2 rRNA genes (1 of these 2 cut by a window edge) are annotated in these 2,500 nt (G+C 52.2%); both read right to left on the reverse strand.

The annotated features are described in order from the left end of the window. Window positions 1-49 precede the first annotated feature (49 nt). Window positions 50-166, reverse strand: a 5S ribosomal RNA gene (rrf, locus tag B5D39_RS11340). A gap of 139 nt (window positions 167-305) precedes the next feature. Beyond that, window positions 306-2,500, reverse strand: a 23S ribosomal RNA gene (locus B5D39_RS11345) (it continues 762 nt past the right edge of the window).

The following is a 2,500-nucleotide window of genomic DNA, read 5'->3' on the forward strand; positions in this document are numbered from 1 at the left end:
ACGCAAACGCCCCGCTCAGGTATACCTGGCGGGGCGTTTGTTTTATTAATTCTGGCGGCGACCTACTTTCCCACACAGCTACCCGTGCAGTATCATCGGCCCTGAGGGGCTTAACTTCCGTGTTCGGGATGGGAACGGGTGTGGCCCCCTCGGCATAGCCACCAGAAATCGGTTGCATCCAGCTTGTAAGCTGTTTGCTAATTGATTTCCAATTGCAATTGAGGGATTGTAGTTAGTTTAGTTTTGGAGTTGACTGTTTTATAGGTTGGGGGGTGGGTTAGCACCCCCCTTCCATTTATTTTTTTATGGTCAAGCCTCACGGCCGATTAGTACTAGTAAGCTCAACACATTACTGTGATTACACACCTAGCCTATCAACGTTGTGGTCTACAACGGGCCTTCAGGGGTTGTTACACCCAGGGATACCTAATCTTGAAGGAGGCTTCCCGCTTAGATGCTTTCAGCGGTTATCCTTTCCGTACTTAGCTACCCAGCGACTGCTCCTGGCGGAACAACTGGAACACCAGCGGTACGTCCATCCCGGTCCTCTCGTACTAAGGACAGCTCTTCTCAAGTATCCTGCGCCCACGGTAGATAGGGACCAAACTGTCTCACGACGTTTTAAACCCAGCTCGCGTACCGCTTTAATTGGCGAACAGCCAAACCCTTGGGACCTACTTCAGCCCCAGGATGCGATGAGCCGACATCGAGGTGCCAAACCTCCCCGTCGATGTGAACTCTTGGGGGAGATCAGCCTGTTATCCCCGGAGTACCTTTTATCCGTTGAGCGACGGCCCTTCCATACAGAACCGCCGGATCACTATGACCTACTTTCGTACCTGCTCGACTTGTTGGTCTCGCAGTCAAGCTCCCTTATGCCATTGCACTCTACGGCTGGTTTCCAATCAGCCTGAGGGAACCTTCGCGCGCCTCCGTTACTCTTTGGGAGGCGACCGCCCCAGTCAAACTACCCACCAGACAGTGTCCCCGACCCGGATGACGGGCCTAGGTTAGACATCCAAAACAACCAGGGTGGTATTTCAAGGACGACTCCACCGACACTGGCGTGCCAGCTTCAAAGTCTCCCACCTATCCTACACAAGCTATTCCGAATGTCACTGTCAAGCTGTAGTAAAGGTTCACGGGGTCTTTCCGTCTTACCGCGGGTAGACGGCATCTTCACCGCCAATTCAATTTCGCTGAGTCACTGGTTGAGACAGCGCGGAAATCGTTACGCCATTCGTGCAGGTCGGAACTTACCCGACAAGGAATTTCGCTACCTTAGGACCGTTATAGTTACGGCCGCCGTTTACCGGGGCTTCGGTTCAAAGCTTCGCCTTGCGGCTAACAAATCCCCTTAACCTTCCGGCACCGGGCAGGCGTCAGACCCTATACATCGTCTTACGACTTAGCAGAGTCCTGTGTTTTTAGTAAACAGTCGCTACCGCCATTTCTCTGCGACCTCCTTCGGCTTCGCGTGCAAATCGCTACACCTAGTGGAGGCACACCTTCTCCCGAAGTTACGGTGTCATTTTGCCGAGTTCCTTAACCAGTGTTATCTCAATCACCTTAGGATTTTCTCCTCACCCACCTGAGTCGGTTTACGGTACGGTCTCAAATTACCTGAAGCTTAGAGGCTTTTCTTGGAAGCATGGGATCAACAACTTTATGAGCATACGCTCTCGTCATCACGTCTCAGAGTTGACGGGAAAGTGGATTTACCTGCTCTCCCCCCCTACACGCTTGAACCAGGACAACCAGCGCCTGGATTGCCTACCCTTCTCCGTCCCCCCATCGCAGTAAAAAGAGGTACAGGAATATTAACCTGTTTCCCATCAACTACGCCTTTCGGCCTCGCCTTAGGGACCGACTAACCCCACGCAGATTACCTTTACGTAGGAAACCTTGGGTTTTCGGTGTGCGGGTTTCTCGCCCGCATTTTCGCTACTCATGTCAGCATAATCTCTTGTGATACCTCCAGCCATCCTCACGGTTGACCTTCGCAGGCTTACACAATGCTCCCCTACCACTCATATTTTGAAATATAAGTCCGTGGCTTCGGTTGTATGCTTGAGCCCCGTTACATTTTCCGCGCAGATCCACTCGACCAGTGAGCTATTACGCTTTCTTTAAAGGGTGGCTGCTTCTAAGCCAACCTCCTGGTTGTCTGGGCATTTCCACATCGTTTTCCACTGAGCATACAATTGGGGACCTTAGCCGACGGTCTGGGCTGTTTCCCTTTCGACTACGGATCTTATCACCCGCAGTCTGACTCCCGGGGTATACGTTGATGGTATTCGGAGTTTGGTTGGGTTTGGTAACCTGGTGAGGCCCCTAGCCCATTCAGTGCTCTACCCCCATCACGGAACCCCCGAGGCTATACCTAAATATATTTCGGGGAGAACCAGCTATCTCCGAGTTTGATTAGCCTTTCACTCCTATCCACACCTCATCCCCTGGCTTTTCAACGCCAGTGGGTTCGGGCCTCCACGAAGTGTTA

It is taken from the genome of Trichlorobacter thiogenes (assembly GCF_900167465.1).
GTDB classification, from domain to species: domain Bacteria; phylum Desulfobacterota; class Desulfuromonadia; order Geobacterales; family Pseudopelobacteraceae; genus Trichlorobacter; species Trichlorobacter thiogenes.